The organism is Halopelagius inordinatus (assembly GCF_900113245.1).
Lineage (GTDB): Archaea > Halobacteriota > Halobacteria > Halobacteriales > Haloferacaceae > Halopelagius > Halopelagius inordinatus.
Genome location: NZ_FOOQ01000001.1, coordinates 1,429,125 through 1,454,515, shown reverse-complemented (window position 1 = coordinate 1,454,515; position 25,391 = coordinate 1,429,125). Strand labels below are relative to the sequence as shown.

Genomic DNA, 25,391 nt, shown 5'->3' with positions numbered 1-25,391 from the left:
TGGATTCCGCCGAGAGGCGGAGAATTCAGGATTGAGAATCGACTCCCGGTGATTTAGCGAGCCCTTCTATTAAAAATCGAGTGAGTTCGATCAAAAGGATACGGTTACAGTTTCGGTTTTTACCTATCACACTCCCTCACAGATTCGAAAATCGCAAACAAATGAGACACAACGTATATATGCGGACTCATGCAAGCGGTTACTATGCCAGACCCAGATACTGGAATCTGCGTCATCGGGCAAGGTTACGTTGGACTCACATTGACCGCGGCTATGGCCCAATCTGGGTACGATGTTCTTGGAATTGAGAGGGACGAGGAGAAACTGTCTGACCTCCAGCAGGGAATCCCTCATTTTGACGAAACGGGACTGAAAGAGACGATCAGAACGCAACAGAAAATCGGGAAGTTACGCTTTCGTAAGTCACTCGAAGAAGCCGACGTGAGCGACCGATCTGTCTACATTCTCGCTGTTGGATCTCCTCTCGACGAGAACGGTGAACCTGACACCTCCGCCCTTGAATCGGCGATCAAATCGGTCTCCACGATTCTTGAGCCCGAAGATACAGTCATCATTCGAAGTACTATCTCAGTAGGTACGTCGCGAGAGATGCTCGAAATTCTCAAGAGGGAAGCCGAGATAGATATTCCAGAGGAGCTCTACTTCCTGCACGCCCCCGAACGGACCGTACAAGGCGACGCTCTCGCTGAGATTCACAACCTGCCGCAGGTCGTCGGCGGGTACGATGAAAAGTCCGTGGACCGAGGCGCCGAAGTGTTCAGTCACACGGCAGATGTCATCATCGAGGTTGATTCGCCCGAAGCGGCCGAGATGATAAAACTCTTCGACAACACGTATCGCGATATCAACATCGCTATCGGAAACGCGTTCGGGGAAATCGCCCGACAAAACGACCTAGACGGTCAGCGAATCATCAAATTGGCTAATGCCGGATACGACCGTAACTCGATTATGCAACCCGGCGCAGGCGTCGGCGGCGGGTGTCTCCCAAAGGACCCGTATTTGTTGATGAACAGCGTTGACGAGGCCGACGGATTGCTCGATAGCGTGCTTCAGTTCATTGACACGAGCCGAAATATCAACGAATCGATGCCGGACGTGACGAACGCGATTATTCGGGATGCTCTCACAGAGACGGGGCGAGAGGATGGTGTCCGTTCGTTGGTCCTCGGCGTCGCATTCAAGGGCCGCCCCGGAACGAACGACATCCGAAACACGCCCGCAGAACCAATTATATCAGAACTGTCCGCATACGGTACGGTGGATGCGTACGACCCGTTGGTTGAAGACGAGAAGATTTCCTCGTTGAATGCGCGTTCAGTAGAGCCAGACGACGACTTGACATCCCTCTTCGAGAAGGAGGTGTACGACATCGTTGTCATTATGAACGACAATCCCCTCTTCGAGAATCTCGACCTTCACCGCGTAAAAGAAGGGATGGCAAAACGACCTATCATTATCGACGGGTGGAATCTTCTTCCGAAAACTACCGTCAAGCAGTTGGGCTTCTACTACGATGTCGTCGGTGGTCAGAAATCGAGTGGCGAGACAAAGCGCGAGACGTTGCGAACCGATTAGTTTCTCCGCTCGCGCCACTCCTCCAGCTCTACTCCGGTGAAATCTTCGCAGTACCACGAGAACGTCCGTTCGAGACCCTCATCCAACGAGACAGCTGGGTCGTAATTGAGCAGCTCACGGGCTTTACTCACGTCTGGTTGCCGCCGTCGGGTAGAACCTTTGAGTTCCTCCGACTCGATGTGACTGACTTCCGGATGGACGCCCGCAATATCAAAGAGCCGGTCGGCTAGGCCGTTGATCGTCACCTCCTCTTGCTTTCCGACGTTGAATATCTGGTTTTCGCCGCCTCGTTCGAAGCCCGCACGGACGAATGCGTCCACAGCATCCGAGATATAGCAGAAACTCCGCGTCTGTTCGCCGTCACCGTATACGGTGAACGGCTGATCTGTAACTATCTGTTCGATGAACTCGGGAATCACGTGGTCGTAGCCCATCGCTTCGCCGTATATGTTGTGCGGACGGACGATAGTGTAGTCGTACGACGAGTCGTCTGCGCCGTTCACGACGTACTGTTCCCCGATAATTTTACTCCCCGCGTACGAAAATCGGGGGTTCTCGGGGTCCATGATCTGAAGGACGTGATCTTCGTCGGTCGGGAACCGCTCTGGATATCCGTACACCTCTGAGGACGAAGAGAAGACGAGTCGGTCCACGTCCTGTTTGCGCGCGATGTCGACTACGTTCCGGACTCCTTCGACGTTCGTGTCTAGCACCTCGTACGGTCGATCGTAGAAGTTCTTGGTACCGTTGATGGCTGCTAAGTGATAGAGGATATCCGGACTTTCGATAGCCTCCTCGAGTTCGTCTCGATTTCGGATATCTCCCTCAACGAACCGAATCTTGTCGAGAACGTTTTCGAGGTTCGACACCTCCCCGCGGCTAATGTTGTCGAATACCGTCACGTCGTGGCCCTGTTCTACTAGCGAGCGAACTAAGTACGAGCCGATAAACCCGGCACCGCCTGTTACATGTACTTCCATACTCTCCCGTTCAGGAGGGGTGGTGAAATGACCTTCGCTGTCTGCTCTACGCGTTATTTATGCCGTTAAGAACCGCTCGGCAGACGACTTCAATCTCGTCCGTTTTGAGAAGAGGCCCAGAGGGCAGATTCATCCCTCGTGCGTAGAGATCCACTGACGTGGTCGGGGAGGTTCGGTTCCGCCCTCGGTAGGGGGGTTGGTCGTGAAGTGGATAGAATAGCGGTCGTGTTTCCACGTCGGCATCCTCGAGTGCATCGACGACGGCGTTACGAACCTCCGCGGACTCGAAAACTGGAGCGTTCATCCAGTACGTCGGAGTCGACCAGTCGGGCTCCGACTGGAACCTGACGGGAGCGTCGGCCAACTTCTCTCGATACGTCTCCGCGACACGCCTTTTTTCTTCGAGTATCTCGTCTGCTCGCTCAACTTGTGCGACTCCGACAGCCGCTTGCATATTGGTCAATCGGTAGTTGTATCCAACAACCTCGTGGTAGTATTTCCGATCACGGGACATGCCGTCGCGGCGGTAGAGCGTGATCAGGTCGGCCAATTCATCGTCGTCTGTCGTTATCATCCCACCCTGTCCGGTCGTCAAAATTTTGTTGCCGTAGAAGCTGAAACAGCCGACATCGCCAATACTTCCCACCGGAGAACCTCGGTACTCCGCACCGTGGGCTTCGGCGGCGTCTTCGACGACGAACAGGTCGTGCTCGTCGGCGATATCGAGGAGAGGTTCCATATTGGATGGGTGTCCATAGAGATGAACCGGCATGATAGCCGCAGTACTGTCCGTGATTGCATCCTTGACCGCTTGTGGATCTAAGGTGAACGTCTCTGCGGTGACATCTACGAAGACAGGGTCTGCTCCACAGAACTCCACTACGTTCCCGCACGCAATCCATGTTAAGTCTGGAACAATAACTTCGTCGCCGGGGCCGATATCGGCAGCGACCAGAGAGAGATGGAGAGCGGACGTACCGGAGGAGGTAGCGAACGCGTACTCCGTTCCCACGAACGAGGCGAACTTGTCCTCAAACTCCTCTACGTAGTTCCCTTTCGGAGATATCCACGCCCGTTCTACGCAGTCTGTCACGTAGTCAAGCTCGTGGTCCGTTATCCAAGGCTCGGCGACGGGAATCATTGTGACTCTGTGTTAAAGGAGTCGCATTAGTCTTGTCGATTCAACGTGGATCCGCGAAAGATACAACTTTCATATGCCCCTACGAGAGGTACAGTCTTAGTATGTCAACGACTCCACCTACCGATTCAGAGTACTGCGAAATCATCGCGGAGGCGGGTATCAACCACAACGGGGAACTGGCGCTCGCGAAGAAACTGGTCGACGAGGCGGTCGAAGCAGGTGCGGATGTTGTCAAATTTCAGACGTTCGACCCGAACGAGGTTGTCACCGAAGCCACCGAGAAGGCCGAGTACCAGAAGCGCTCGGGATCAGGTGGTCAATACGAGATGCTGAGTAGTGTCGTCCTTGATCGAGAAGACCACGAGACGTTAGTGGAGTACTGCGAGGAGCGCTGTATCGAATTCATGTCGACGCCGTACGATTCTGATAGCGTCTCGATTCTCGAATCACTCGGGGTCGAACGGTACAAAATCGCGTCGGCAGATATCGTCAACAAACCGTTGCTCGAAGCTGTCGCCGAGACGGGGAAGCCAATCATCCTCTCGACGGGGATGGCGACGCTCGGAGAGATTGAACGGGCCGTCGATTTCCTCCGCGAGGAAGGCTGCGACGACCTTACGCTACTTCACTGTGTCTCGTGTTACCCGGCAGAACCGGAGCAGGTGAACATGCGGTTTATCGAGACGCTCCGGTCCGCGTTCGGCGCCCCGGTTGGATTCTCAGACCACACACTCGGAACAGATATCTCGGTAATGGCTGCCAGTCGAGGAGCGTCTACCGTTGAGAAGCACTTCACGCTCGATAGAGAGATGGACGGGCCCGACCACTTCGCCTCGCTGGAACCGGATCAGTTGACGGAACTAGTCGAGGGCGTCCGCGCGGTCACAAGTGCCATGGGAGGGACGGCGAGAGAACTCTCCGCGGAGGAACGAGAGAATATCGGCTCGATGCGTCGGAGCCTCCACTTCAGACGTTCGATGGAGAAGGGCGAGCAACTCGACATAGAAGACGTGAAAGTAGTTCGCCCGTTTGAGGGGGTTGACCCGTGGGAGATAGACGACGTGGTAAACCGAACACTCGTACACGACATCGATACGAACGACCCGGTAACGTGGGACGATCTCGAATGAGAGAGAGAGCCATTCCGTTCGCTTCGACGACATGTCTCAACGGCCACAGTTACGTCGAGACGCTCGATGCCTACGAGGACGCAGGTCTCGAACGGGTCGAACTGGGGTACTGTCCGGACACTCTCGATATGAACGAGATAGTAACGTCCTACGACTTCGAATTCGCTGCACACAACTACTTCCGTCCTCTCGACGACGATTTCGTCTTGAACCTCGCATCGCGAGACGAATCGATTCGACAGAGAAGCGTTTCGTACGTCTGCAATGGAATCGATTTCTGTGACAAACACGGAATCGACCTGTACACGTTCCATGCTGGGTTTCGTGCCGATCCGAACCTGTCACTCGAATTTCCGTGCGAAGTAGCGCTGTACGACCGCTGTTTCGATCTGTTTGTTCGATCGCTCCGAGAAGTCGCCGAATACGCGCGGGATACGGATGTCGAACTTGCAGTCGAGAATAACGTCGTTACGGAGGAGAACGTCATCGAGGACGAGCCACTCGTCTTACTATGCGAACCCGGTGAATGTAAACGACTGTTCGACTCTATCGACCCGGAGGAAATCGGAATTCTTCTCGATACCGGACACCTGAACGTCTCAGCGGCGACTCGAGGATACGACCCTGCTACATTTGTGGAGGAATCTGCACCGTATCTGAAGGCGTTCCACCTTCACACGAACAATGGAGAGAGCGATCAACATCGACCAATCACCCCCGACGACTCAACACTGGACATTTACCAACAGTTCCCGGACGTTGTCGCAAGTGTCGAGGCGAAATTCGACCACGCGAGTGAACTTGCCGCGCACCTCGATACGTTGGTTAAGTCCTACCCAACGGCTTAAATACCGACCCTCTCGCAACTCCGCCGTTACTGTTGCTCTTTCCGTCGTTTTAACTCGGCGGGGGCACCTGCGACGACGGTGTCCGATTCTACGTCGTCGAGAACAACCGAACCGGCACCTATCGTCGAGTTCTCGCCGATCGTCGTGTAGTCCGTAACTGAACTCCCCATCCCGACGAATGTGCCGTCGCCGATGCGGACTCGCCCGGCAACAGTCGTTCCCGGTCCGACGTGTGCGTGGTCGCCTACCTCGCTTTCGTGTTCGATGACCGAACCGGTATTCACGATAGCATTCTCGCCCACCTTCGCGTTCGTCGTAATGATCGAACCGGACGCGATAACCGTCCCTGGCCCGATATTCGCCGTTTCTGATATCGTCGCATCGGGATGAATCGCACTAACCGGCTCTAGTCCCATATCGGTCATCGTCTCGAAGTGCTGTTGTCGAATATCGTTGTCTCCGACCGCGACGATGAATCCAGCGACATCGTTCTTTTTGACGTATTCCGGCAACACATCGTGGTCACCGATAACTGGCACCCCCATAATCGTCTCCTCTGACCCGCGCGGCGAGTTATCAACGAACGCAGAGACGGCAACGTTTCGATCAGCCCTGAGGATATCGTAGACGACTCTCGAATGGCCACCGGCCCCGACAATAATGATCTTCATATTCGCAGCGATTTGCCCGCACTTTACTTGACTATTTCCCCCTCGAGAGGGTTCGCTGAGTGAACGTCGTCCCCTAATTAACCGAGTTACTTATTTTATAGTACAACTTGCCGAAAGGCATGGACACTCTCGCTGTCGTGCCCGCGCGAGGAGGCTCATCTCGCGTCCCTCGAAAGAACCTCCGGGAAGTCGCTGGGAAACCTCTCATCGCCCATACTCTCGAACAGGCGGCTGAATCCGAGGCGTTGGACCGAACCATTGTCTCGACAGACGATGAGGAGATACAGATGACCGCACGCGAATACGGCGGCGAAGTCCCGTTCACTCGTCCTGCTGAACTCGCAACAGACGAGGCGACGAGTCCACCGGTTGTCGAGCACGCCCTCGATTGGGTAGAACGTCATGTCGGTTCCCCCGACATCGTGGTTATGCTCCAAGTGACGACGCCGCTTCGAACTGCCCAAGATATCGACGATGCCGTAGCGAAGATTCGGAACCACTCGGAAGCGACGTCTCTCGTCTCTATCTCGGAGTACGACGAACCACCGTACTGGGCCGTCGAAACGGAAGACGACGTTCTCCGCCCTCACTTCGACCGAGATGTCCTCTGGACGGACAACATTCCGAGAAGTCAGGACCTTCCGACGCTGTACCACCCGAACGGCGCTATCTTCGCGGCTCGGACCGAAGCGTTCCGCGAGGAGATTAACTTCTACACAGACGTAACAATCGGATACGAAATGCCACCCGAACGGTCGATAGACATAGACGAACCGTTCGAACTCGAACTCGTCCGAACGTTGATGGAGTCGAACGAGAATTAACTGAGCGTCGGCATCCGCGGCGGGGGACGAGCCGGGTTGATACGCATTTTGCAGGCCCAGTCCGTGCCGTGAGATACGACCAGAAACGAATCCTTATTACGCTTCCTAAGACAGACGCGAACGATGCCCTCACTCGACTCCGTCTGCGTCCTCGTTCCCACCTACAACGAGGCCGAAACAATCGGCCAAGTAGTCGCGGACTTCCGCGAGGAGGGCTTCGAGAACGTCCTCGTCATCGACGGCGGGTCCGAAGACGGCACCGCCGACATCGCCGAGGACCACGGCGCGCGCGTCGTGATGCAGTCGGGGTCGGGTAAGGGACAGGCCATCCGCGAAGCCGTCGAGTACCACATCGACGCGCCGTACGTCCTGATGCTCGACGGCGACGCGACGTACCGCGCTTCGGACGCGGAGACGATGCTCGAACCCTTAGACGAGGGGTACGAACACGTCATCGGCGACCGGTTCGCCGACATGCGCGACGGCGCGATGACGAAGTTCAACCAGATAGGCAACGGTATCGTAAACAGCGCGTTCGCATCCATCCACGGACAGACGTTCGAGGACATCCTCTCCGGCTACCGCGCGTTCACGCGGGAGTCGTTCTCGCGGATGACGCTCACCGCCGACGGGTTCGGCGTCGAGACGGAGATGTCCGTCGAGTGCATAAAACGGAACATCGAGACGGCCGTCGTCCCGATAACGTATCTCCCGCGGCCCTCCGGGTCGGACACGAACCTGCGGCCCATCCGCGACGGCGGAATCATCTTTCTGGAACTGTACCGCCGCGCGAAGACGAACAACCCGCTGTTTTACTTCGGGAGCGTCGGCGGTATCTCGACGCTCACCGGCGTCCTAATCGGCGTCTACGTCGCCGTCGAGTGGGTGACGGTCCGCGTCTCTCACGAGGTGTTGGCCGTCGTCGCCGCGGGCGCCATCATGGTCGGCGTCCAGCTTTTGATGTTCGGCGTCCTCTCGGACCTCATCTTGACGCTGCACCGCGACACGCTCCGGAAGATAGACGACGAAGTCGAGTCCCGCGAGACGAGGAGGGTGACCGCAGAGTCGGAGGTGAAGGCGGGCGCGGCGAACGGGGGCGAGAACGCCGCGGAGTCGAGCGACGAGGCGGTCGAACGGACGCGACGGCGGTGAATCTCCGCGCGGCGGCGTTCCGACTCGCCGAGGACGGACGACGCCGGCGGGACGGGACCGGCTAGAACGGAAGCAGGTTTCGGAGTTGCTGTAAGAACCCGCCCGACGCCGAGGAGCGGTACTCCTCGAACACCGGGTGAAGCTGGTTCAGAAGTTCGGTCTCGGTGTCGAACTCCGAAGACGGAACCGACGAGAGCGCTTCGTCGATGGCGACGCCGTTACCCGAGGCGTCGTAGGGAATCTTCGCGTTGTCGAGGGCGCGAACCACCTCCTCTTCTGTGGCCGGAAACTGTATCTCGCTCTCGTCCAGCCGAGCGTCGAGTGCCGCGATACCGAACTCCAACGAGTCCGGGTCATCTCCTCCCTGCTGTGGTGGTCTAACCGCCATTACGCGCTGGTACGTGTTCATCGTTGGAAAAACCCCCGACTGACCGACTCTCTCCGAGACGCTCGAACTCGGCTCGAGTGCGCTCGTCTCGCGTCCGACGCGCCGTCGAACCTGGGGGCGGAGCGTCCGCATCCGTTATACCGCCCCGGGACGACGTGACCGACGAGAACGACGATGACGGACTACACCACGGTGTCCATTCCGAAGGACCTCGCAGAACGCGTCGAGGAGACGATAGAGGGGACGAGTTTCTCCAGTACGAGCGACCTGGTTCGATTTCTCTTGCGGAGTATCGTCATCCAACACCAAAAGGAGGGCCAACTCACGGAGGCGCAGTTCGAGGAGATAACCGATCAGCTGTCCGATCTGGGATATCTCGACAGGTGAGGCGGTAGTCACTCGGAGACGAGCGATTCGCCGGGCGGTTCGGCGTCGACGACGTCGAGTTCGAAAGTGCGCCCGCTTCGGTCGAACGCTCTGACCGACCCGTCGTCCCACGGCGGGACGGCGACGATGACGGCCGCGGCGAAGTCGTCCTCCCGAGTCGGTCGGAGGGGCCCTTGCGGGTGCGAGACGAACCGGGCGCGTCCCCGGCCCGCGGGCGTCCCGAGGTTCACGCCGAAGACGGCGTTGACCGACCCTCCGGCCGCCGGAAGGTAGAACGTCGTCAGTACCGGCGTCTCGGGATCGACATCGATATCTCGCTCGAACTCGCCGGCCGGCGTCGCCGCGAGGACGACGCTGACCGAGTCCGGTTCGTCCTCTCTCGCCATGTCGAGGAGGACGTCGAGCAAGCCGCGGGTGATGTGGACCACACCGGGAGTACGTCGAGAGGAGGTAAAAAACGTCGCCGCGTCCCGACTACGGAATCATCTCTTTCAGCACGCGCCCGTACGCGCCGGGGATGTTTCGTCGCGCGCCGTCGAGCGCTCGTTCGAGTTCGCGCCCCGCCCCCGTCGATACCCCCTCGCCGTGACCGACGAGGATTCGCTCTGGGTCGTAGCCGAGCAGAGCGTCCCGCGGCGGGAACGGGCGACGCATCGGGTGGACGCCGAGTGCCTCGCCGGGCGCCCGGAAGTACGGCGCGGAACCCACCGACTCGGGGACGACCATCGTCCCGTCGGACCGACGGATGAAGCCCGCCTCCTGCCACGGCGGAATCGAGGAGTCGACGACGACGAACGACTCGAACCCCGAGTCACCGAGTCGGCGGCCGAACCGCTCTATCGGCGCGTCTATCTCCGCGACGACGTCCGTCATCCAGTCGGGGACGTACACCGGAACGCCGTGACGCGTCGCTATCGCCGCGGCGTCGCGTTTGTGTCGGTCGAGTCCGACGACGACGCCCGTCACCTCTCCGAACTCCTCGAACAGGTCGTCGATTCCGGGCGCGTCCACCGGGTCGAACAGCCAGACGCCTCCGTCGTCGCCGACGACGGCGTGACTGGCTCGTTGCATCTGTTCGTTCGGATACGCCAGCCATCCCGCGCCGCCGTCCCAACGGTCGATGACGCGATACTCCGCCGAACCGCTCCCCTTCATCGGCATGTACGATGAGACGGGCGGAGTTCGTTTAAACCCACTCACCGCGGCGGTCCGGCGAGGATTCGGGAGAGTCGAGAGCCGGAGTGATCTATTTCCGGCCCGAGACCGTCAACGACGGGTATGCTCACCCGACTCTGCCGCCTCGCACTCGAAGTGAAGTATCTCGGCCCCGCGCGGGAGTTCTACGAGAGTCGGTTGGGACTCGTCCCCGCGTTCGAGTCCGACACCGAAGTCGCCTACGAGGCGGGCGAGACGACGTTGGTCCTCCGGCGGCCGACGGCCGTTCCCAGAGGAGGACTCCACACCCACTACGCGTTTTCGACCACTCGCGAGGCGTACGACGGGTGGGTCGAACGCCTCTCGGAGTTAGAGCCAGTCGAGTTCTCCTTCGGGTCCTCGCGGTCGATGTACGTCTACGACCCGGACGGGAACTGCGTCGAAATCGGCGGGACGGAGTCGGCCGGGCGGCCCGACGAGGACGGGGCGTCCCCGGACGGCACCGAACCGCTGACCGGCATCTTCGAGGTGGTGTTGGAGGTGTCCGACCTCGCCGACGCGACGGAGCGCTACCGCTCTCTCGGCTTCGAGGTGGTAGACGAAGGCGAGGACCGGCGGCGCGTCCGCCTCTCGGGACCGGTCGACCTTGAACTGTGGGAGCCCCAGTTGGGAATCGCCGACGCGCGCGGGGGTGTCCACGTCGACCTGACGTTCGCCGCAGACGACGCCCGGTCGGCCGTCGAAGCGGGCGGGCCGTGGGCCGAGGGTCCGGACGAGGTAGACGGCGGCCTGCGCGTCCGCGAGGCGGACGGCCACGTCCTGACGTTTACAGAGGTACAAGGAGAATGCCCCGAAGCTTGACCTCGGGGTTGAATCCGACAACCCGTGCCACAAACCATTAACTCAACACGTTCCTAATCAACAAATAACGATGGAATACAGTCACCGCTACCACGTTTACCCAACAGAGGAGGTATAGCGGAGCGACTGGATCATCACATCGACGTTCATCGCCAAGCGGACGACTACACGCGATACGAGTACGAGAACGTTGAAGCCGACGACATCGGCTCGGCGTACAAACACCACTACCGACTCCCCGACTGGAAAGACCAGTTCCCCATCTTCTCCGAAGTGAACTCGAAGGCTCTGCAACGAACCGTCACCCGGTTCTATCAGAACCTTTCGAATCTCTCCGAGAAGAAACAGAATGGGCACAAGGTGGGGAAGTTGAACTGGAAGTCTCCGACCGACTACCCGAGTATGACGTACTCGCAGTCCGGCTTCGAACTCAAAAACACGAGTGGCCGACACGCGACGTTAGAACTCTCCAAACTCGGAGACATACAAATTCGCTACCACCGCGAAATCCCAAACCACGCCGACATCAAAGAAGTCACCATCAAGAAAGAGACGACTGGCGAGTGGTTCGTCTCCTTCGGCCTCGAAACCGACGACGCTGACCTACCCGAGAAACCCGCTGTGGACTCGCTGGACACGAGCAACAGTGTGGGTATCGACCTCGGAATCCTGAACTACATATCCACACAAGTGACGGCAAGACCGTAGACTGGCTCGACCTTGAAGACGAGTACGAACGACTCCGCCGTGAGCAACGGAAGTTGTCTCGGAAAGAAACTGACTCGAACAACTACGAGAAACGACGCCTGAAGGTCGCCAAGGTCAAGCGTCGGATTCGACGCAAAGTGGTGGACTACCAGCACAAACTCACAACGTGGCTCGTCAAGGAGTACGACGCCGTGTTCGTTGAAGACTTGAACGTTCAGAGTATGCTTCAGGGTGACGGTAATGCCCGTAACAAGCAGGATGTTGCGTGGCGACAGTTCATCACCTTGCTCGAATACAAAAGTGACCTGTACGGCTGTCACGTCGTTCCGGTGGAAGCACGAGGCACGACGAAAGAGTGTGCGTCGTGTGGTGTTGAAACAGCGAAATCCATCCGGGTTCGGGAACACTCCTGCCCTTCATGTGGGTTTGAGTGCGACCGTGACGCGAACGCTTCGTTGAACGTCCTGCAACGCGGCTTTTCTGAATTAGGGCTGGGATGGCCCGAAGAACGCCCGTGGAGACTGCGCTCCCGACGGACTCGGATTCCGTGTCTGCAAAGCGCGTCGTGGAAACGGGAAGCCTCGGGGCTTGACCCCGAGGCGATTCACAGACGGTCGGTGTTGATGTTCGTGTCCGGCGGCGTGACGACGAGGAAGTTCCTGAAATGCATCAGGCTCCCGCCCGCGTCCTTTACTTCCCGCGCGAACCCCGTCGCGAGTTCGTTCAGGTCCCCCTCTATCGCGAGAAAGAGCGTGTTCCCGTTCTCGACGCTCCGAATCCACTCTGCGGGGTCGGTCGTTCCGTCGAGAGTCGCCAACACCACGTCCCCCGTCACGTCCTCCCCGTCGAGATGCTCTTCGGCGGAGGCGAGGTTGAGTTTGAAGTCGCCCATATCGGCTCACATTGGAGACCGACACGAAAAGCGTTCGGTCGTCCGCGCGGGTTCCTGACGGAAAACGGACACGAACGCCGACGCGGCCCGCGACTCGCACCCGCGTTCGACGCCGACTCGCTCGACGTTCGTCCACATCGAACCGCGCGCGAGGACGCCGAGAGATAATTTCTACAGTTACGAAACGTAATTTGGAGACGTTACCGAACGATGACGCGTTCGACCGGCTACCGAATATAAGGTCATACAAACACCTTTGATTTCTCCCACACCGTTTACGTCGTGCGATTTTCGGGTTCGGTCGTCAGTCACGAGGTAGTCCGTACCGTCCGTCACACTCTCCCACGAAAACGTTTATATACCGCTGCGAGCACGGGACAGATACAATGTCTAACGACAAGGAGGCTTCGTCGGGTACCCCGGCGGGTCGAGTTCTTCAAGGGCACATTAGCCCAGATTACTGAACCTGAAATTCAGAACGTACGGATTTTCGACACCACGCTGCGCGACGGCGAGCAGTCGCCACGCACCTCGTTCAGTTACGAGGAGAAGCGGGACATCGCGGCCACCCTCGACGAGATGGGGACGCACGTCATCGAGGCGGGATTCCCGGTCAACTCGGACGCGGAGTTCGAGGCCGTGAGCGACATCGCCGCCGCCACCGACACGACCGTCTGCGGTCTGGCGCGCGTCGTCGACAAAGACGTGGAGGCCGCCCTCGATTCGGGGGTGGAGATGGTCCACGTCTTCGTCAGCACCAGCGACGTGCAACTGGCGGATTCGATGCACGCCTCGAAAGAGGAAGCAGTCGAGCGAGCCGTCGCCAGTGTCGAGCGTGCGAAGGAAGCCGGCGTCGAAGTCATGTTCTCGCCGATGGACGCCACGCGAACGGACGTGGAGTTCCTCGCCGAGATTCTGGAAGCGACGGACGACGCCGGGACTGACTGGGTCAACATCCCCGACACGTGCGGCGTCGCGACGCCGACGCGCTTTGCGGACCTGATTCGGACGGTCCGCGAGCACACGTCGGCGAAGATAGACGTCCACGCCCACGACGACTTCGGGCTCGCCACCGCCAACGCGATGGCCGGGTTCGAGGCGGGCGCCTCGCAAGCGCAGGTGTCGGTCAACGGCATCGGCGAACGCGCGGGCAACGCCGCCTACGAGGAAGTCGTCATGGCCGCGGAGTCGCTGTACGGCGTAGACAGCGGCGTAGACACCACGCGCATCACGGAACTGTCTCGCATGGTCGAGGAGGCCAGCGACATCCCGGTGCCGGCGAACAAGCCGGTCGTCGGGCGCAACGCCTTCTCCCACGAGAGCGGCATCCACGCCGCGGGCGTCATCGAGAACTCGGACACGTTCGAGCCGGGCGTGATGACGCCGGAGATGGTGGGCGCACAGCGCGAGTTCGTCCTCGGCAAACACACCGGCGCGCACTCCGTCCGCAAGCGACTGGAGGATTCGGGCTTCGTCCCCACGGACGACGAAGTCCGCGAGGTGACGCGTCTGGTCAAAGACTACGGCGCGGAGAAAGAGCGTGTGACGGTGGACGTCCTCACGCGCTTCGCCCGCGACGTGGGCGTCGAGCGCGACGACGAAGAGGAGGAGGTACGCGCCTGATGCCGCGCGCCCCGTTCGCTCACGCTCGTGAGCCGCGGGTGCGCGACGCCCGGGCGGTCCCCTGCAGTTGTCGCGACGCGCGAAACGTTGATAAGCGACCGGACGAATCAAACCAGTACGATGCGACAGCAGGCCGCACCCGGCGCGTCCGCCCCCGGCGCGGAGACTGGGGTCTCGGCGGGCCGCACGGCCGCTGTCCGGTCGCTCATTATTGTAGGGGCCGCCTAGCCCCTCACTTCACTTCTATCGACGGACTGCGCATCGCGTTCGTACCACCAGCCAACCAGAAGAACCCAGTAATGGAGCACCAGCAACCCCACACCGCACGCGACCGACGGCGGACGCATCGACCACCGACCACGCGCCACCACAGAACGGGGGCGTCCACATGAGCGAACCCGCCCCGCGCTCTCGGGACGACGACGCCGAGGCCGGGTCCGAGGAACCGTCCGAGCCTGTCCCGGTCACCACCGGGGCGTCCTCGGTCGTTCGCGCCCTCGAAAACGTCGGCGTCGAAGCCGCGTTCGGCGTCCAAGGCGGAGCCATCATGCCCGTCTACGACGCCCTGTACAGCTCAGACATCAGACACGTGACGATGGCGCACGAACAGGGTGCGGCCCACGCCGCGGACGCCTACGGCGTCGTCCGCGGCGACCCCGGCCTCTGTCTGGCCACGTCCGGTCCCGGCGCGACCAACCTCGTCACCGGCATCGCCGACGCCAACATGGACTCAGACGCGATGCTCGCGTTGACGGGACAGGTCCCCTCAGAGATGGTCGGGTCGGACGCGTTCCAAGAGACGGACACCACCGGCGTCACCGCCCCCATCACGAAGCACAACTACTTCGCGGGCGACGCGGACTCGGTCGGCGACACCGTCGGCGAGGCGTTCGCCCTCGCCGCGCAGGGCCGCCCCGGGCCGACGCTCGTGGACCTGCCGAAGGACGTGACGCTCGGCGAGACGGACCGCGAACCCGGCCCCGCGGAGACGCCGAAGACGACAGAACCCCAGATGGAGGCCGACGAGGACGACGCGAAGACGGCCGCGAAGGCCGTCGAAGCCGCGGAGAAGCCGGTGTTGCTCCTCGGCGGCGGCGTCATCAAAGGCAACGCCGCGGACGAGGCCCGCGCGTTCGCCATCGACCACGGCATCCCCGTGGTGACGACGATGCCCGCCATCGGGGCGTTCCCCGAGGACCACGACCTGTGTCTGTCGTGGGCGGGGATGCACGGCACCGGCTACGCCAACATGGCCATCACGCACACCGACCTGCTGATAGCGGTCGGGACGCGCTTCGACGACCGCCTCACCGGCGGCATCGACACGTTCGCGCCGGAAGCGGAGGTCATCCACATCGACATCGACCCCGCGGAGATATCGAAGAACATCCACGCGGACTACCCGCTCGTCGGCGACGCGGGCCGCGTCATCGAACAGGTCGACGACGCGATGGAGCGCAGTCCGGACATCAAAGAGTGGCGCGACCAGTGCCGGACGTGGAAATCCGAGTACCCGATGGACTACGCGACGCCCGAGGACGAACCGGTGAAACCGCAGTTCATCGTCGAGTGTCTGGACGAGGCCACCGACGACGACACGGTGGTGACGACGGGCGTCGGCCAACACCAGATGTGGGCCGCGCAGTACTGGACGTACACCGAACCGCGGACGTGGGTCTCCTCGCACGGCCTCGGGACGATGGGCTATGGCCTGCCCGCGGCCATCGGCGCGCGACTCGCCGCCGATGACGACCGAGACGTCGTCTGCATCGACGGCGACGGGTCGTTCCTGATGACGATTCAGGAACTGTCCGTCGCGGTCCGCGAGGACCTCGACATCACCGTCGCCGTCCTCAACAACAAGTACATCGGGATGGTCAGACAGTGGCAGGACGCCTTCTTCGACCGCCGCCGCATGGCGGCGGACTACGACTGGTGTCCGGAGTTCGACAAACTCGCCGAGGCGTTCGGCGCGCGCGGATTCCGCGTGGACGAGTACGACGAAGTCGCAGACACCATCGAGGCGGCACTCGACTACGACGGTCCCTCGGTCGTCGACTTCCACATCGACCCCGCGGAGAACGTCTACCCGATGGTCGCCTCGGGCGCACCGAACGGGAAGTTCGCTCTCACGGAGGACCAGCTATGAGCTCGGACGCTAACGACGACGACCTGCCCGAACACGGACTGAAAGGCCCCGCACCGGACGAACGGCCCCACCCCGAGGGGCGACGCAACGCCCAAGGGATTCGCATCGACCCCGAAGTCGAGGCGGAACACGACCCCCGCCGCGCGGTCATCTCGGCGCTAGTCGAGAACGAACCGGGCGTGCTCTCGCGCATCGCGGGACTCGTCTCGCGGCGGCAGTTCAACATCGAGAGCCTGACCGTCGGTCCGACGACGGTGGACGGCCACGCCCGAATCACCATGGTCGTCGAGGAGCCCGACCCCGGTATCGACCAGATAAAAAAACAGCTCTCGAAGCTGAAACCGGTGATAAACGCCGGCGAACTCGACGACGACGCCGTGCGAACGGAACTCGTCCTCCTGAAAGTCGAGGGCGACGAACCCGACAAGGTCCACGCCGTCACGGAGATGTACGAAGGAAAGACGCTCGACGCCGGCCCGCGGACCATCACGGTCCAACTCACCGGCGACGAACAGAAGATAGACGACGCGATAGACGCGTTCCGCCAGTTCGGCATCATCGAGATATCCCGGACGGGACAGACCGCACTGGCGCGCGGCGACCAAGCGACAGTCCCCGGAGAGAAGCCCGCAACCTCCGGCGAACCGACAGAACCCACCCATACACACAAATGACGGAACTCAACACGACGGTATACTACGACGACGACGCGGACCGCTCGCAAATCGACGACAAGACGGTCGCAATCCTCGGATACGGCAGCCAAGGCCACGCCCACGCACAGAACCTCGCAGACAGCGGTGTCGACGTGGTCGTCGGCCTGCGCGAGAACTCTTCGTCTCGCTCTGCGGCCGAGTCCGACGGCCTCCGAGTGAAGACGCCCGTAGAGGCAGCCGAGGAGGGAGACATCGTCTCCGTTCTCGTCCCCGACACCGTCCAACCGGCGGTGTTCGAGCAGATTCGAGACAGCTTGGAGGCGGGCGACACGCTCCAGTTCGCCCACGGCTTCAACATCCACTACAACCAGATTCAGCCCCCCGAAGACGTCGACGTGACGATGGTCGCCCCGAAGTCGCCGGGCCACCTCGTCCGCCGCAACTACGAGAACGACGAGGGGACGCCCGGACTCATCGCCGTCTACCAAGACGAGACGGGCGACGCGAAAGAGGAAGCGCTCGCGTACTCGCACGCCATCGGCTGCACCCGCGCGGGCGTCATCGAGACGTCGTTCCAAGAGGAAGTCGAGACGGACCTCTTCGGCGAACAGGTCGTCCTCTGCGGCGGCGTCACCTCGCTGGTCAAGCAGGGCTACGAGACGCTCGTCGACGCGGGCTACTCCCCGGAGATGGCCTACTTCGAGTGCCTGAACGAACTGAAACTCATCGTGGACCTGATGTACGAGGGCGGCCTCGAAGAGATGTGGAACTCCGTCTCCGACACCGCCGAGTACGGCGGCCTCACGCGCGGTGACCGCGTCGTCGACGACCACGCTCGCGAGAACATGGAGGAGATTCTCGAAGAGGTGCAGAACGGCACGTTCGCTCGCGAGTGGATCGCGGAGAACCAGGCGGGACGGCCCTCCTACACGCAACTGAAGGACGCCGAAGAGAACCACCACATAGAGGAGGTCGGTCGGCCCCTGCGCGACCTCTTCGCGTGGTCCGACGACGGAGACGAGGAAGAAGAGAAAGCCGAAGCCCCCGCGGACGACTGAACGAGGACTCACCGATGACAGACCGAAACCCGATGAAAGAGATAAGCCACACGCACCCGGAGACGGGTGACACGTTCGGCTACGACGTCTACCGGCGCGGACCGGCCGTCGCCGACGGTGGCGAGAACCGAGAGAACCGAGACGACGGAGACGACGCGGCGGGCGAGATGTCCGACGTGGACCACACCCCCCGCGAGGGCGAGGGCGCAAACGAGGTATGGACGCGCGGTGATGTAGATGAGTGAAGGGACGCTCTACGACAAGGTGTGGGAGGAACACACCGTCTCGGAACTGCCGACCGGTCAGACGCAACTGTTCGTCGGCCTCCACCTCATCCACGAGGTGACGAGTCCGCAAGCGTTCGGTATGCTGCAAGAACGCGGACTCGACGTCGCGTACCCCGAACTCACCCACGCGACGGTGGACCACATCGTCCCGACGGCCGACCAGTCGCGGCCGTTCCACGACGACGCCGCCGAAGAGATGATGGCGGAACTCGAACAGAACGTCCGCGGGTCGGGCATCGACTTTTCGGACCCCACGTCGGGCCAACAGGGCATCGTCCACGTCATCGGACCCGAACAGGGCATCACCCAACCCGGCAAGACCATCGTCTGCGGCGACTCCCACACTTCGACGCACGGCGCGTTCGGCGCACTCGCGTTCGGTATCGGGACGAGCCAGATTCGCGACGTGCTCGCGACTCAGACGGTCGCGATGGAGAAGAAAGGCGTCCGCAAGATAGAGGTCACGGGCGAACTCGGCGACGGCGTCGAGGCGAAGGACGTCATCCTCGAAGTCATCCGCCGCCTCGGCACCGAGGGCGGCGTCGGCTACGTCTACGAGTACGCCGGTGAAGCCATCGAGAGCCTCGACATGGAGGGCCGGATGAGCATCTGTAACATGTCCATCGAAGGCGGCGCTCGCGCGGGGTACGTGAACCCCGACGAGACAACCTACGCGTGGCTGAAAGAGACCGACTACTTCCGAGAGAACCCCGAGAAGTTCGACGAACTGAAGCCTTACTGGGAGTCCATCCGGTCCGAGGAGGACGCCGTCTACGACGACGTCGTCACCATCGACGGCTCCGAACTGGAACCCGTCGTCACGTGGGGGACCACGCCCGGACAGGGCGTCGGAATCACGCAGCCGATTCCGGCCCCCGAGGACCTCCCCGAGGACAAACAGGACACGGCGCGGCGCGCCCAAGAACACATGCGCGTCGAACCCGGCGACACGATGCAGGGCTACGAGATAGACGTGGCCTTCCTCGGGTCGTGCACGAACGCTCGCCTCCCGGACCTGCGCCGCGCGGCGCGCGTCGTCGAGGGGCGGGAGGTCCACGAGGACGTCCGCGCGATGGTCGTCCCCGGCAGTCAACGCGTCAAGGCCGCCGCGGAGGCGGAGGGGTTAGACGAGATATTCGAGGCCGCCGGATTCGAGTGGCGCGGTGCGGGCTGTTCGATGTGTCTCGGCATGAACGAGGACCAACTGGAGGGCGACGAGGCGTGTGCGTCCTCTTCGAACCGGAACTTCATCGGTCGGCAGGGGTCGAAAGACGGCCGCACCGTCCTGATGAACCCCCGTATGGTGGCCGCCGCGGCCATCGAAGGGAAAGTGACTGACGTGCGCGACCTGAAGGAGGTGACCTTCGCGTGACAGAAGAGATTCCGGAGATAGACTCCGTCTCGGGGACGGGCGTCCCCATCCGCGGGAACGACATCGACACCGACCAGGTGATTCCGGCGCGGTTCATGAAGGTTGTCACGTTCGACGGCCTCGGCGAGTTCGCCTTCTTCGACCTGCGGTTCGACGACGACGACAACGAGAAAGACCACCCGTTCAACGAACCGCAGTTCCAAGACGCCTCCGTGATGGTAGTAAACGCCAACTTCGGTTGCGGGTCCTCGCGCGAACACGCCCCGCAGGCGCTGATGCGGTGGGGTATCGACGCCATCGTCGGCGAGTCGTTCGCCGAAATCTTCGCGGGCAACTGCCTCGCACTCGGCATCCCGACGGTCACCGCAGACCACGAGACCATCACCGAACTCCAAGCGTGGGTCGACGACCACCCCGACGAGGAGATAGACGTGGACGTAGAGAACGAAACCGTCACCTACGGCGACACGACAGTCGAGGCGACGGTGGACGACGCACAACGGAAGGCCCTCACCGAGGGTGTCTGGGACACGACGGCGCTGATGAAGTCCAACGCCGACGCCGTCGCAAAAAAGGCCGCTTCCCTGCCCTACGTCGATGACTGAGGAGATAGTCGTCATCCCCGGCGACGGCATCGGGAGAGAGGTCGTTCCCGCGGCGGTGTCCGTCCTCGAAGCCGTCGGCGACTTCGAGTTCGTCGAAGCCGACGCCGGAGACGCCGTCGAAGCGGAGACGGGCGAGGCACTCCCGGCGGAGACGTACGAGTTGGCCGCCTCCGCGGACGCGACGCTTTTCGGCGCGGCGGGCGAGACGGCCGCCGACGTCATCCTCCCTCTCCGCACCGCGGTGGACTCCTTTGTCAACGTCCGCCCGGCGAAGGCGTACCCCGGGGTGGACGCTCTCCGACCGGAGACTGACCTCGTCTTCCTGCGGGAGAACACCGAGGGCGTCTACGCGGGCCACGAGGACAGACTCTCGGAGGACCTCTCGACGCTGACGCGCGTCGTGACCACCTCCGCCTCGGAGCGACTCGCGGAGTTCGCCTGCGACTACGTCGAGGACCGCGCGTACGACGGCTTCTCGGTCGCGCACAAGGCGAACGTGATGCGCGAGACGGACGGTCGGTTCCGCGACGCCGTCGTCTCCGTCGCCGATGACCGCGGCGTTGAGACGGACGAAGTCCTGATGGACGCGTTCGCGACGCGCGTCTGTCTCGACCCGACGCAGTTCGACGTCGTCGTCTGCCCGAACCTCGCGGGCGACGTTCTCTCCGACCTCGCGGCGGGTCTGGTCGGCGGACTCGGCTTGCTCCCGTCGGCGAACATCGGCCCGGACCGCGCCCTCTTCGAACCCGTCCACGGCACCGCGCCCGACATCGCGGGCGAGGGCGTCGCGAACCCCTCTGCGACCATCGTCTCCGCCGCGATGCTGCTCGAGTATCTCGGCTACGACGACGAGGGGAGGGCGGTGCGAGACGCCGTCGAGAGCGTCTTAGCGGACGGACCGCGGACGCCCGACCTCGGCGGCGACGCCTCCACCGAGGACGTGACGCACGCCGTCCTCGAACGCCTCGACTGACGGCGCGATACTTTCTTTCGCTGTCGGTTCCGTTCGTTTTCCGGGCGGTCGTTCGCCTCGTCAGTCCCCGACTGCGGCACCCGAGACCGTCCATCGGCGACGCGACGTGACAGTTCGTACTCGGTTTCTGCACGAACCGAACAGAGACGAACGAATCTCGAACACGAACAATTAACAACGAACAGCGGTAACCGTGGACACGACCGACGCCAATGTTACCCGCAGAGAGAAAACGGCGAATCGTGGAACTCGTTTCGGCGGACGACGGCTGCTCCGTCGAAGGTCTCTCGGAGGAACTCGACTACTCGAAGGCGACCATCCGGCGCGACCTTCGGGAGTTAGAGGACCGCGGCCTCATCGAACGGTCCCACGGAGGCGCAGTTCCCGTCACCACCGTCGGACGCGAACAGACCTACGGACAAAAGGAGGTGCAGAACCTCGACGGTAAGCGGGCCATCGCGGACGAGGCGATAACGGAGATTTCCGACGGGCAGGTCGTCTTCTTCGACGCCGGGACGACGACGATGCAGGTGGCCCAGAAGGCGCCGAAAGACGGCTCTATCCTCGCGGTGACGAACTCGCCGCGCCTGGCCGTCGAACTCGGCAAGGAGGACAACGACGTGAAACTGACCGGCGGGACGCTCAGACGCCGGACGCGCGCTCTCGTCGGGCCGACGGCGGAGTCGTTCATGGAGCGGACGAACTTCGATCTGCTGTTTCTCGGGACGAACGCCGTCGACGTCGACGCCGGGTTGACGACGCCGAACGAGGACGAGGCGCGGATGAAGCAACTGATGGTCGAGAAGGCGTCGCGCGTCGTCCTCGTCGCGGGGGCGACCAAAGTCGGCAAGCGAAGCTTCGTGCAGTTCGCGGACGTCGCCGACGTCGACCTGTTCATCACCGACGGTGACCTCCCGGCCCGAGAGCGCGAGGCGTTCGAAAACGAGGGGATGACGGTTCGAGAGGTGGCCCCGGAGTGACCGACGACGTGCTAACCGTCACGATGAACCCGGCCGTGGACCACACCCTCCGCATCGACGAACCGCTGACGTCGGGGGCAGTCGCGCGGACGGACGACGCCCAGTTCGACGCGGGAGGGAAGGGAATCAACGTCTCGAAGTACCTCACGGCACTCGACGTGTCGGCACCGGCGACGGGCTTTCTCGGCGGTCCGTTCGGACGGATGATTCGGACGCAACTGGACGACGACGGCGTCCCGGGTGAGTTCGTCGAGATTCCCGACCGGACGCGACTGAACACGACCGTCCTGAGCCCGGACGCCGAGTACAAGATAAACCACGACGGCCCGACCGTCGGCGACGACGCCGTCTCGAATCTCGTCGAACGGGTCGCGGCGAACGACCCCGACACCGTCGTCGTCGCCGGGAGTCTCCCCGTCGGCGTCACGACCGACGCCGTGGACAGAATCGCCCGCGCGGGCGAGTGGGACACCGCAGTCGATATGAGCGGGTCGTTTCTCACCGACCTCGACGCGGAGTATCTCGTCTGTAAACCGAACCGCGAGGAACTCCACGAGGCCACCGGACTGCCCGTCGATACCGTCTCCGAGTGCGCCGCCGCGGCCGACGAACTCCGAACGTGCGGGTTCCGTTACGTCGTCGCGTCGCTCGGACCCGACGGCGCGCTCTTGGTTTCGGAGTCGGAGACGACGCACGCGCCCGCCGCGGACGCCGACGTGGTCGATACGGTCGGCGCGGGCGACGCTCTCCTCTCGGGCTTTCTCGCGGGACTGGCCCGCGGCGAATCCGAAACCGTCGCGCTCCGGACGGGGGTCGCCGTCGCCGCGCGCGTCGTCGCCGTCTCCGGCACTCGCGTGCCCGATTTCGACGGCGTGTTCGACGCCCGAGACGCCGTGGACGTCTCCTCGCCGTGAGAGGCGTGTTCGTTTGTGCGAGCTTTCGATGGAAAGCGATCATAAACGTTCGTATCCGAAAGGGTTTTTGAATTCATTTAGTAACTATCGTGAAGGAGCCAACAATGAGCAAAAAGTCAGCGGAGAGCGCGCTCAGGTCTCACGTCACCTCGGTGAAAGAGGACCTGATGACCGGCGTATCGTACATGATTCCGTTCGTGACCATCGGCGGTATCTTCCTCGCCCTCGGCTACGCCGTGGCGGGAGTCACCGGCACCGGGGTCGAGAACGTCTTCGACTCGACGGGGACGATAGGCTGGTTCCTCGCACAGATCGGAAGTGCCGGTCTGACGCTCATGGTCCCGGCACTCGGGGCGTACATCGCGTACGCCATCGCGGACCGCCCGGGTCTGGCCCCGGGGTTCGTCCTCTCGTGGATACTCCAGCAGGGAACCGTCCTGCAGGCGGCGGGCGACGCCATCGGTTTCCAAGGCGGTGAGGCCGGGGCGGGATATCTCGGCGCACTCGTCGCCGGTCTCCTCGCCGGATACGTCGCACTCTGGATAAAGAACCGGGACGTTCCCGGCTTCGTCCAGCCGATGATGCCGGTTCTCATCGTGCCGGTGCTGACGGTGGCCATCCTCGCGCCGATACTGCTCTTCGTCGTCGGCGTCCCGGTGGCGACTGCGAACGCCGGCTTGAACGCCTTCCTCGAAGGGGCGCAGGGAGGACAGGCCGTCGTCATCGGCGCGCTACTCGGCGCGATGATGGCGTTCGACATGGGCGGCCCGGTGAACAAGGTGGCGTACCTCTTTGCGGTTGGTCTCATCGGCGAGGGTATCTACCAGCCGATGGCCGCCGTGATGATAGCGGGGATGATTCCGCCCATCGGACTCGCGCTCTCGAACTTCATCGCGCCGCACAAGTACGCCGCCGAGATGTACGAGAACGCGAAGTCCGGCATCGTCCTCGGCTTCTCGTTCATCACGGAGGGTGCGATTCCGTACGCATCGGCCGACCCCCTCCGCGTCATCCCCTCTATCGTCGCCGGGAGCGCAGTCGGCGGCGCGATAGCGATGTCGATGAACGTCACGATGCCCGCCCCCCACGGCGGCATCTTCGTGATTCCCCTCTCGAACAACCCGCTCATGTTCCTCGCGGCCATCGTCATCGGGTCTCTCGTCACGGCCGTCATCGCGACGGTCATCAAACCCGACTTCGAGGACCGCGTCGCGGCCGAGACGGAGACCGACGCCGCGACATCCGGTGACTGAGAACGAGCACAACTGCCTTACTACTCCCATAACCATACACAAACGAACATGCTCGAAGACGACATCGACCGACTGTTCCCGAAAGCGCACATCTCGCTCGAAGAGCCTCCGGCCTCGAAGGAGGCGGCCATAGAGTACCTCCTCGACCTCGTCGTCGAGAACGGCCGGGTGACCGACCGCGAGGTTGCTCTCGAAGCCCTGCACGAACGAGAGAAAGAAGCGACCACCGGCGTCGGCATGGGTATCGGCATCCCCCACGCGAAGACCGAGGCCGTCGAAACACCGTCCGTCGCGTTCGCCCGTTCTCGCGAGGGCATCGACTTCGACGCGATGGACGACGAACCCGCGAAACTGCTGTTCATGATTCTCGTCCCCGCCGAGGGCGGCGAGGAGCATCTCCAGATTCTCAGTTCGCTCTCTCGGGCCCTCATGCACGAGGACGTCCGCGAGAAACTGCTTACAGCCGACAGCGAAGACACCGTCCAAAACACCGTTCGGGAGGCGGTCAACTGATGCCGGAACGGGTCGTCACCATCGTCCCCGAAGACGGTCTGCACGCGCGTCCAGCGTCGCTCTTCGTCGAGACGGCAAACGAGTACGACGCGACGGTCGAAGTCGGCCCGGCCGACGGCGAACTCGTCAACGCGTCGAGCATGCTCGCCGTCACCGGCCTCGGCGTCGCCGCGGGCGACGACGTGAGACTCGTCGCGGAGGGCGACGACGCCGAGGACGTCCTCGACGCCCTCGAAGAGATACTCACCACGCCCGAGGACGAACTCTGAACC

The 25,391-nt window shown here is 62.1% G+C and carries 27 protein-coding genes and 1 pseudogene; 21 read left to right on the top strand and 7 right to left on the bottom strand.

Annotated features, from left to right (window positions below; translation table 11 throughout):
• The first annotated feature begins 204 nt into the window (after window positions 1-204).
• Window positions 205-1,599 carry a nucleotide sugar dehydrogenase gene (locus tag BM167_RS07525; protein ID WP_177213299.1) on the top strand — a complete coding sequence of 465 codons (1,395 nt, stop codon included), beginning with the start codon at window positions 205-207 and terminating at the stop codon, window positions 1,597-1,599.
• On the opposite strand, the gene BM167_RS07520 is transcribed toward BM167_RS07525, so the two are convergent.
• Together BM167_RS07520 and BM167_RS07515 are read right to left on the bottom strand one after the other, a co-directional pair.
• Window positions 1,596-2,579, bottom strand: coding sequence for an NAD-dependent epimerase/dehydratase family protein (locus BM167_RS07520; RefSeq protein WP_092890933.1), 984 nt, complete (start codon window positions 2,577-2,579; stop codon window positions 1,596-1,598). The two genes, BM167_RS07525 and BM167_RS07520, sit on opposite strands and share 4 nt — an antisense overlap.
• A 46-nt stretch (window positions 2,580-2,625) precedes the next feature.
• Entirely contained in the window at window positions 2,626-3,720 is a 1,095-nt protein-coding gene (locus BM167_RS07515; protein ID WP_092890931.1) for a DegT/DnrJ/EryC1/StrS family aminotransferase, read from the bottom strand.
• A gap of 101 nt (window positions 3,721-3,821) precedes the next feature.
• Between BM167_RS07515 and neuB the strand changes: the two genes are divergently transcribed.
• A complete protein-coding gene (neuB, locus tag BM167_RS07510; RefSeq protein ID WP_092890929.1) occupies window positions 3,822-4,850 on the top strand; it encodes an N-acetylneuraminate synthase in 1,029 nt (342 codons plus the stop codon).
• Window positions 4,847-5,698 carry a sugar phosphate isomerase/epimerase family protein gene (locus BM167_RS07505; RefSeq protein WP_092890927.1) on the top strand — a complete coding sequence of 284 codons (852 nt, stop codon included), beginning with the start codon at window positions 4,847-4,849 and terminating at the stop codon, window positions 5,696-5,698. Before neuB ends, BM167_RS07505 begins: the two co-directional genes overlap by 4 nt.
• A gap of 26 nt (window positions 5,699-5,724) precedes the next feature.
• On the opposite strand, the gene BM167_RS07500 is transcribed toward BM167_RS07505, so the two are convergent.
• Window positions 5,725-6,369 (bottom strand): acetyltransferase, encoded by a 645-nt coding sequence (locus BM167_RS07500; protein WP_092890925.1) that lies wholly within the window; start codon window positions 6,367-6,369, stop codon window positions 5,725-5,727.
• Between the two features lie 119 nt (window positions 6,370-6,488).
• Between BM167_RS07500 and BM167_RS07495 the strand changes: the two genes are divergently transcribed.
• Together BM167_RS07495 and aglJ are read left to right on the top strand one after the other, a co-directional pair.
• Window positions 6,489-7,193, top strand: coding sequence for an acylneuraminate cytidylyltransferase family protein (locus BM167_RS07495; protein ID WP_092890923.1), 705 nt, complete (start codon window positions 6,489-6,491; stop codon window positions 7,191-7,193).
• A 123-nt stretch (window positions 7,194-7,316) separates the two neighbouring features.
• A complete protein-coding gene (gene aglJ, locus BM167_RS07490) occupies window positions 7,317-8,345 on the top strand; it encodes an S-layer glycoprotein N-glycosyltransferase AglJ (protein ID WP_092890922.1) in 1,029 nt (342 codons plus the stop codon).
• Between the two features lie 61 nt (window positions 8,346-8,406).
• Here aglJ and BM167_RS07485 read toward each other — a convergent pair whose 3' ends face one another.
• Window positions 8,407-8,733: a hypothetical protein gene (locus tag BM167_RS07485; protein WP_092891168.1), complete on the bottom strand. Its 327-nt coding sequence runs from the start codon at window positions 8,731-8,733 to the stop codon at window positions 8,407-8,409.
• 174 nt (window positions 8,734-8,907) lie between these two features.
• On the opposite strand from BM167_RS07485, the gene BM167_RS07480 reads away from it, so the two are divergent.
• Window positions 8,908-9,120 carry a ribbon-helix-helix domain-containing protein gene (locus BM167_RS07480; RefSeq protein ID WP_092890921.1) on the top strand — a complete coding sequence of 71 codons (213 nt, stop codon included), beginning with the start codon at window positions 8,908-8,910 and terminating at the stop codon, window positions 9,118-9,120.
• 8 nt (window positions 9,121-9,128) lie between these two features.
• Here BM167_RS07480 and BM167_RS07475 read toward each other — a convergent pair whose 3' ends face one another.
• Both BM167_RS07475 and BM167_RS07470 read right to left on the bottom strand, forming a co-directional pair.
• Complete coding sequence (locus BM167_RS07475; protein WP_092890920.1) at window positions 9,129-9,548, bottom strand: JAB/MPN domain protein-containing protein; 420 nt, start codon at window positions 9,546-9,548, stop codon at window positions 9,129-9,131.
• A 46-nt stretch (window positions 9,549-9,594) separates the two neighbouring features.
• Window positions 9,595-10,281, bottom strand: coding sequence for an MBL fold metallo-hydrolase (locus tag BM167_RS07470; RefSeq protein WP_177213298.1), 687 nt, complete (start codon window positions 10,279-10,281; stop codon window positions 9,595-9,597).
• Between the two features lie 117 nt (window positions 10,282-10,398).
• Here BM167_RS07470 and BM167_RS07465 point away from each other — a divergent pair, with 117 nt between their 5' ends.
• Both BM167_RS07465 and BM167_RS07460 read left to right on the top strand, forming a co-directional pair.
• Complete coding sequence (locus tag BM167_RS07465; protein ID WP_092890918.1) at window positions 10,399-11,136, top strand: VOC family protein; 738 nt, start codon at window positions 10,399-10,401, stop codon at window positions 11,134-11,136.
• Window positions 11,137-11,206: 70 nt separating this feature from the next.
• A pseudogene (locus BM167_RS07460) lies at window positions 11,207-12,436 on the top strand (RNA-guided endonuclease InsQ/TnpB family protein).
• 12 nt (window positions 12,437-12,448) lie between these two features.
• Here the strand turns inward: BM167_RS07460 and BM167_RS07455 are convergent.
• Window positions 12,449-12,736 carry a DUF5779 family protein gene (locus BM167_RS07455; protein WP_092890916.1) on the bottom strand — a complete coding sequence of 96 codons (288 nt, stop codon included), beginning with the start codon at window positions 12,734-12,736 and terminating at the stop codon, window positions 12,449-12,451.
• 381 nt (window positions 12,737-13,117) lie between these two features.
• On the opposite strand from BM167_RS07455, the gene BM167_RS07450 reads away from it, so the two are divergent.
• The 13 genes from BM167_RS07450 (at window position 13,118) to ptsH1 (ending at window position 25,388) form a co-directional block, all read left to right on the top strand.
• Entirely contained in the window at window positions 13,118-14,359 is a 1,242-nt protein-coding gene (locus BM167_RS07450) for a LeuA family protein (protein WP_092891164.1), read from the top strand.
• 388 nt (window positions 14,360-14,747) lie between these two features.
• The gene (gene ilvB / locus BM167_RS07445; protein ID WP_092890914.1) at window positions 14,748-16,508 is read left to right on the top strand and encodes a biosynthetic-type acetolactate synthase large subunit; all 1,761 of its coding nucleotides are present in this window, start codon (window positions 14,748-14,750) and stop codon (window positions 16,506-16,508) included.
• Window positions 16,505-17,182: an acetolactate synthase small subunit gene (ilvN, locus tag BM167_RS07440; RefSeq protein WP_092890912.1), complete on the top strand. Its 678-nt coding sequence runs from the start codon at window positions 16,505-16,507 to the stop codon at window positions 17,180-17,182. Before ilvB ends, ilvN begins: the two co-directional genes overlap by 4 nt.
• Window positions 17,179-18,222, top strand: coding sequence for a ketol-acid reductoisomerase (gene ilvC / locus BM167_RS07435; RefSeq protein WP_092890910.1), 1,044 nt, complete (start codon window positions 17,179-17,181; stop codon window positions 18,220-18,222). Before ilvN ends, ilvC begins: the two co-directional genes overlap by 4 nt.
• Window positions 18,223-18,236: 14 nt before the next feature.
• A complete protein-coding gene (locus BM167_RS07430) occupies window positions 18,237-18,467 on the top strand; it encodes a DUF7989 family protein (RefSeq protein WP_092890908.1) in 231 nt (76 codons plus the stop codon).
• Entirely contained in the window at window positions 18,460-19,881 is a 1,422-nt protein-coding gene (gene leuC / locus BM167_RS07425) for a 3-isopropylmalate dehydratase large subunit (protein ID WP_092890906.1), read from the top strand. Before BM167_RS07430 ends, leuC begins: the two co-directional genes overlap by 8 nt.
• On the top strand, window positions 19,878-20,486 hold the full coding sequence (leuD, locus tag BM167_RS07420) for a 3-isopropylmalate dehydratase small subunit (RefSeq protein WP_092890904.1): 609 nt from the start codon (window positions 19,878-19,880) through the stop codon (window positions 20,484-20,486). The genes leuC and leuD overlap by 4 nt, the downstream gene beginning before the upstream one ends.
• Complete coding sequence (leuB, locus tag BM167_RS07415) at window positions 20,479-21,459, top strand: 3-isopropylmalate dehydrogenase (protein WP_092890902.1); 981 nt, start codon at window positions 20,479-20,481, stop codon at window positions 21,457-21,459. Before leuD ends, leuB begins: the two co-directional genes overlap by 8 nt.
• 212 nt (window positions 21,460-21,671) lie before the next feature.
• Window positions 21,672-22,439 carry an HTH-type transcriptional regulator GlpR gene (gene glpR / locus BM167_RS07410; protein ID WP_092890900.1) on the top strand — a complete coding sequence of 256 codons (768 nt, stop codon included), beginning with the start codon at window positions 21,672-21,674 and terminating at the stop codon, window positions 22,437-22,439.
• Window positions 22,436-23,353 carry a 1-phosphofructokinase gene (gene pfkB, locus BM167_RS07405; RefSeq protein ID WP_281244624.1) on the top strand — a complete coding sequence of 306 codons (918 nt, stop codon included), beginning with the start codon at window positions 22,436-22,438 and terminating at the stop codon, window positions 23,351-23,353. Before glpR ends, pfkB begins: the two co-directional genes overlap by 4 nt.
• 104 nt (window positions 23,354-23,457) lie before the next feature.
• The gene (locus tag BM167_RS07400) at window positions 23,458-24,606 is read left to right on the top strand and encodes a PTS fructose transporter subunit IIC (protein ID WP_092890898.1); all 1,149 of its coding nucleotides are present in this window, start codon (window positions 23,458-23,460) and stop codon (window positions 24,604-24,606) included.
• Window positions 24,607-24,654: 48 nt separating this feature from the next.
• The gene (locus BM167_RS07395) at window positions 24,655-25,119 is read left to right on the top strand and encodes a PTS sugar transporter subunit IIA (RefSeq protein WP_092890896.1); all 465 of its coding nucleotides are present in this window, start codon (window positions 24,655-24,657) and stop codon (window positions 25,117-25,119) included.
• The gene (gene ptsH1 / locus BM167_RS07390) at window positions 25,119-25,388 is read left to right on the top strand and encodes a phosphocarrier protein HPr (RefSeq protein ID WP_092890894.1); all 270 of its coding nucleotides are present in this window, start codon (window positions 25,119-25,121) and stop codon (window positions 25,386-25,388) included. The genes BM167_RS07395 and ptsH1 overlap by 1 nt, the downstream gene beginning before the upstream one ends.
• Window positions 25,389-25,391: the final 3 nt, after the last annotated feature.